General features: G+C 71.4%; 5 protein-coding genes. 4 read left to right on the top strand and 1 reads right to left on the bottom strand.

Features of this window, described 5'->3' with window-relative positions; all coding sequences use genetic code 11:
* On the top strand, nt 1–1,316 hold a 1,316-nt coding region (locus CQZ88_RS20745; RefSeq protein WP_258008700.1), incomplete at its 5' end, for a patatin-like phospholipase family protein.
* 252 nt (nt 1,317–1,568) lie between these two features.
* Entirely contained in the window at nt 1,569–2,270 is a 702-nt protein-coding gene (locus tag CQZ88_RS20750; RefSeq protein ID WP_006941310.1) for an MspA family porin, read from the top strand.
* A gap of 516 nt (nt 2,271–2,786) precedes the next feature.
* On the opposite strand, the gene CQZ88_RS20755 is transcribed toward CQZ88_RS20750, so the two are convergent.
* Entirely contained in the window at nt 2,787–3,491 is a 705-nt protein-coding gene (locus tag CQZ88_RS20755) for an NUDIX domain-containing protein (protein WP_006941309.1), read from the bottom strand.
* A gap of 79 nt (nt 3,492–3,570) precedes the next feature.
* Here CQZ88_RS20755 and nadA point away from each other — a divergent pair, with 79 nt between their 5' ends.
* Together nadA and CQZ88_RS20765 are read left to right on the top strand one after the other, a co-directional pair.
* Nucleotides 3,571–4,605, top strand: coding sequence for a quinolinate synthase NadA (gene nadA, locus CQZ88_RS20760; protein WP_006941304.1), 1,035 nt, complete (start codon nt 3,571–3,573; stop codon nt 4,603–4,605).
* A gap of 2 nt (nt 4,606–4,607) precedes the next feature.
* Nucleotides 4,608–5,701, top strand: a 1,094-nt coding sequence (locus CQZ88_RS20765) for an FAD-binding protein (RefSeq protein WP_102800226.1), incomplete at its 3' end; no start/stop codon positions are given.

Below are 5,701 nucleotides of genomic sequence, written 5' to 3' on the forward strand. Positions count from 1 at the left end.
CGGACAGGCGGCCGGAGATGCGACACAATCAGCGCGACGTCCCCTCCGGAAGGATCAACGTGTCGGTGCAGTCCGTGCGGCGCAAGAAGATTGCCATCGCCTGTCAGGGTGGAGGCACGCACGTCGCCTTCACCTGGGGTGCGCTCACCTCGATTCTGCGGGCCAAGCAGCGATGGGACGCCGACGGCGGCACCTCCTTCGATCTGGTCTCGTTCAGCGGCACGTCCGCCGGCGCGTTGTGCGCGCTTGCGACCTGGTACGGCCTGGCCCCCAACGGATCCGACCCGGACTGCGGCACCGTCGACAAGGCCGTCGAACGACTCGACCACCTGTGGACCGTGTTCGCGGCGACCAACCCCGCCGAGACGCTGCACAACCTGGCCGGGCAGGTGCTGCTGCGCTGGAAGGCCGCGGGCGTGGCCCTCCCCGAATCGAGTCCGTACGCCGCGGCGGGCCGCCTCGGGCTGCTCGGCCTGGGATCGGTGGGTGCCCGCCCGGAGTACCTCGGATTCCAGGGCCTGCTCGCCTCGCTCTGCCCGGACTTCGACTCGGTCGATTGGAAGCTCCTCGCCCAGAACAATGTCCGGGTCATCGCCGGCGCGATCGAGGTGCTCAGCGGCAACTTCGAGACCTTCGACTCGGACAAGACCCTGGAGGAACTGGGGCTCAAGCCCCCGCCGGAGCGCGACCAGTACGGCGCGACGCGGTGGCGGATGCGACGCGCCCTGTCGCTCGACGGGGTGGCGGCGTCGGGCACGCTGCCCGAGCTGCTGCCCGCACAACCGATCGAGAACCTCGAGTTCCCCACTGCGGACGAAGGCACCACCGTCCGGCGCACCGGCTACTACTGGGACGGCCTGTACTCGCAGAACCCGCCGGTGCGGGACCTGCTGGACACCGAGACCTGCGACGACAAGCCCGACGAGATCTGGGTGGTGCGGATCAACCCGCAGGAGTACTCGCCGACCTCGTTGCGCGTCGGTCTCGAGGAGATCCGCGACCGGGAGAACGATCTGGCCGGCAACCTGTCGCTGAACCAGGAACTCGACCACATCCTCACCGTCAACCGGTGGATCGACAAGTACGGCAACGACGCCCCGCCCCTGACGGACCGCAAGACCGTCGTGGTCCGCACGATCAAGATGAGCCGGGACTCGGCGTGGACGCTGGACCACGCCTCGAAACTCGACCGGAGTCCGCGGCACCTGGCGGCGTTGCGGGCCGAGGGCACGGAACTCACCGAGCGGTGGCTGGCCGACTGGCGCGCGGCCGGCGACGGCTTCCCCCGGTACCCGGCCGACGCCCGGTATACGTAAGGCCGGCATGTGCCGGACCTCACTGTAGGTTCTCGCGGAACTTGTCATCTATGGGCGGCCGGTCGGTGCCACAGCGGTGTGAACCTGGCGCTGCCGGAGTGCTGTGATCCTGCCTGCGCGCCCGTGGCGGCGTCACGTTCAGGACACGCCGCGCCCCGGTTCGTCCGGCGAAATCGCGTGCGCTGCTTCTAGGCTGTGCCTGCGTGTCGGAGGTCACGCCACTTCCCACCCTCCAGGAACGAGGTCGTCACGATGGTCCACCGCTTCTCCGGCAACCGATTCCGTCCGAATGTCGTCCGGGGCACCGCGCTCACCGCAGCCGTGGCGCTGAGCGTGCTCGTCGGCCCGGGCGCCGCCACCGCCGCCGTCGACAACGCCCGCGTGCTGCCCCTCGCGGACGGCAACGCGATCGAGGTGTTGCAGGCCGACACCTCCATCCAGGGCGTTCTCCCGCTCGACAGCTCCCCGCTCAGTGTCGAGTTCTTCCACGACGGTTCCGCCACCGTGAACATCACCGGGCCCGGTGCCGCCGACTACACCGGCACCAAGCTCACCCTCGGATATCAGATCGGCTACCCGGTCGCGGTGCCCGGTGCGGTGGTGCACATCTTCACCCCCAGCCTGGACTGGGAGGTCGGCAACGAGGTGGGCGTCAACGTCGAACTGGCACCCGAATTCGCGCTGGGCCTCGACGCGAGCACCGGCGCGACGATCGGCGGCTCGATCATTCCCGAGCAGGAGATCGAGGTCGAACTCGCCCCCGGCGGCATCACCGAGGTCGCCATCGTCGAGGATCACGAGTTCGACGGGGATTCGGTCACCGTCCGGATCGCCGGCGTACACGGCTCGGTCTCCGGTGCCGTCGGGCCGGTGACGGTCCGGCCGTTCGCCCGCGCGATCACCGCCAACAACGACACCGTGGTCACCTACGGCGTCCCGCAGCGCCTCAACTGACGGACTCCGTCGGTGGTGGCCCTGGATCCCAGCGGGTCACCACCGACGGAGGCGGAGGCGATGCTCATCGGCGTGTGACCGAGCGTTGACGTCGATCTTCTACCGTGCACTGCCGTGGCGATGACGCTGATCGACGACACCTACCGGATTCTCGATGTCGCCCCTGAGGGGGACGCGGTCCGCATCCGCCCGGACGACTCTCAGGCCTTCGAGCGGGCCCACTTGCGGGCACCCGCTGCCGGCCGAAGCCGCCGTCTGCCGCCGGAGCCCCCAACGGCCGGCGACGGCGCCGAACATCTCGGTGAACGCGAGGCGCGCGCCTGCGATTCTTCGCCGAGCCCCGAACCGGCTCGGCCGGCTCGCCGCAGCCCTGTGCCACCGCGACGAGCGGCTCCGCGGATTCGGCGCGGTTGCCGGCACCGACCTCCTCGAGGTAGCTCACTACGCGCTCGCCGCCACCGTCCACTCGGCTGGGCCGTCCTGCAGTTGCCGATACCGAAGCAGAGAACCACACCGTCAGCCCGGCGGGCGCAGGGCGGCGAACTCGTCGGTGACGCGCAGGCGCGACTCGGTGAAGCGGAACAGTGCCGGGGGACGGCCGCCGGCACGCCCCGGCGGGGCGGTGGTGCCGGTGGGGGTCAGGACGTCGCGGCGCTTGAGCACGCGCTGCAGGTTCGTGGCATCCACCTGGTATCCGAGTGCCGCGCAATAGATCTCACGTAGCGTGGACATGGCGAACTCGGCGGGGGCCAGCCCGAAGGCGATGTTGGTGTACGAGAGCTTGGCGGCCAGGCGGGTGCGTGCGTTCTCGACCATGACCCCGTGGTCGAAGGACATCGCCGGCAGGTCCGACACGGGATGCCAGGCGGTGTCCTCGGGCAGGTGGGGATCGGAGGTGATCGGCACCAGCCCGAGGTAGGTCGAGGCGATCGTGCGCGGTCCCGGCACCCGGTGCGGATCGGAGAACACCGAGAGCTGCTCGAGGTGCGCCACCTCGCGCACGTCGACCTTCTCGGCGAGCTGGCGACGGGCGGAGGTGGTGAGGTCCTCGTCGTCGCGGAGGCGGCCGCCGGGCAGCGACCAGGTGCCCGCCTCCGGGTCGAGGGCGCGCTGCCACAACAGCACCCCGAGCTCGGTCTTCGTGCCGCCCTGGGTGTCCGGAAATCGGCGAACCTGGAACACGACGATGAGCACTTCGTGAAGGGTGCTACCATGTGTCATGTTTTCGATCCTAAGTCGAAAACCCCCGAATACGGAAATCCGGGCAAAGCCCGCCCGGTGCACGGCGAAGGAGCAGGCCATGACCACTACGACGTGGGCGGGCGCGCACACCCCGATCCAGGACGGACCCGGCGGCTACACCGGCGTCGAGGCGACCCCGGAGTGGGCCGAGGAGATCCGGCGACTGGCGCGCGAACGCAACGCCACGCTGCTGGCGCACAACTACCAGCTGCCCGCCATCCAGGACGTCGCCGATCACGTCGGCGACTCCCTCGCCCTCTCGCGCATCGCCGCCGAGGCCGAGGAGGACACCATCGTCTTCTGCGGCGTGCACTTCATGGCGGAGACCGCGAAGATCCTCAGCCCCGCCAAGACGGTCCTCATCCCGGACGAGCGGGCCGGGTGCTCGCTCGCCGACTCGATCACCGCCGACCAGCTGCGCGAATGGAAGGCCGACCACCCCGACGCGGTCGTCGTCTCGTACGTCAACACCACCGCCGAGGTCAAGGGCCTGACCGACATCTGCTGCACCTCCTCGAACGCGGTCGACGTCGTCGCCTCCATCGACCGCGACCGCGAGGTGCTGTTCCTGCCCGACCAGTTCCTCGGCGCCCACGTCAAGCGCGTGACCGGCCGGCAGAACATGCACATCTGGGCGGGCGAGTGCCACGTGCACGCCGGGATCAACGGCGACGAGCTCGCCGCCAAGTCCAAGGCGCACCCCGACGCCGAGCTGTTCGTCCACCCCGAGTGCGGCTGCGCCACCTCCGCGCTGTACCTCGCCGGTGAGGGCTTCGTCGCCGACGACAAGGTCAAGATCCTGTCCACCGGCGGCATGCTCGACGCGGCCCGCGCCACCGGCGCCAAGCAGGTCCTCGTCGCCACCGAGGTGGGGATGCTGCACCAGCTGCGCAAGGCGGCGCCCGGCGTGGACTTCCAGGCCGTCAACGACCGCGCGTCCTGCCCCTACATGAAGATGATCACTCCGGCCGCGCTGCTGCGCTGCCTGCAGGAGGGCAAGGACGAGGTCCACGTCGACCCGGCCGTCGCCGAGCGGGCCCGGCAGTCGGTGCAGCGGATGATCGCGATCGGCAACCCCGGCGGCGGGGAGTGACGATGTCCTCCGGCGTCGGCGCGGGTCGAGCGGAGCGGCGGGACACGATCCGCTGGGAAGCCCGCGCCGACCTCGTGGTGGTCGGGGGCGGCGTGGCCGGCCTCACCGCCGCCCGCGCCGCGTCCCGGCGCGGACTGCGGGTGCTGACCGTCAGCAAGGGCGGCCCCACCGACACCGCCACCCAGTACGCGCAGGGCGGCATCGCCGTCGTCGCCCCGGGGCCGGCGGATTCCGTCGACTCCCACGTCGCCGACACCTGCGCCGCCGGCGCCGGCCTGTGCGACGAGACGGCCGTGCGGTCCATCGTCTCCGGCGGGCAGGACGCCGTCGCGGCCCTCACCGACCTGGGAGCCGTGTTCGACCGCGGCCGTGACGGCGGCATCGCCCGCACCCGCGAGGGCGGCCACAGCACCCGCCGCATCATCCACGCCGGCGGCGACGCCACCGGTGCCGAGATCCAGCGTGCCCTGGGCGCGGCCGGACTGCCGGTGCTCTTCGGTGCCGCCGCCGCCCGCGTCCTCACCGACACGCGCGGCGTCACCGGCCTGCTCGTCCTCGACGACCGGGGCCTCGGTGTCGTCCACACCCCGGCCGTGCTGCTGGCCACCGGCGGCCTCGGGCAGCTGTACGCGTGCAGCACCAACCCGCCCGGCGCCACCGCCGACGGTATCGCGCTGGCCCTGCACGCCGGTGCCGCCGTCGCCGACCTCGAGTTCGTCCAGTTCCACCCGACCGTGCTGTTCGCGGCCGGATCCGTCGGCCGCCGCCCGCTCGTCAGCGAGGCCGTGCGCGGCGAGGGTGCCCGCCTCGTGGACAGTGCCGGCCGCCCGGTCACCGCCGGGGTGCACCCCCTCGGCGACCTCGCGCCGCGCGACGTCGTCTCCCGTGCCATCGCCACCCGGCTCGCCGAGCTCGGCGACGACCACGTTCTGCTCGACGCCCGGCACCTGGACGGGTTCGCGCGGCGCTTCCCGACCGTCACCGCCTCCCTGGCGCAGGTGGGCCTGGACCCGGCCCGCGACCTGATTCCCGTCGCTCCGGCCGCGCACTACTCGTGCGGCGGGGTCGTCACCGACGTGTGCGGCCGCACCGGTGT

It is taken from the genome of Rhodococcus sp. ENV425 (genome assembly GCF_002887785.1).
GTDB classification, from domain to species: domain Bacteria; phylum Actinomycetota; class Actinomycetes; order Mycobacteriales; family Mycobacteriaceae; genus Rhodococcus; species Rhodococcus aetherivorans.

Coding starts and splice junctions, on each gene's coding strand:
- CQZ88_RS20750 (WP_006941310.1), top strand. CDS start 1,569: ATGGTCCACCGCTTCTCCGGCAACCGATTCCGTCCGAATGTCGTCCGG.
- CQZ88_RS20755 (WP_006941309.1), bottom strand. CDS start 3,491: ATGACACATGGTAGCACCCTTCACGAAGTGCTCATCGTCGTGTTCCAG.
- nadA (WP_006941304.1), top strand. CDS start 3,571: ATGACCACTACGACGTGGGCGGGCGCGCACACCCCGATCCAGGACGGA.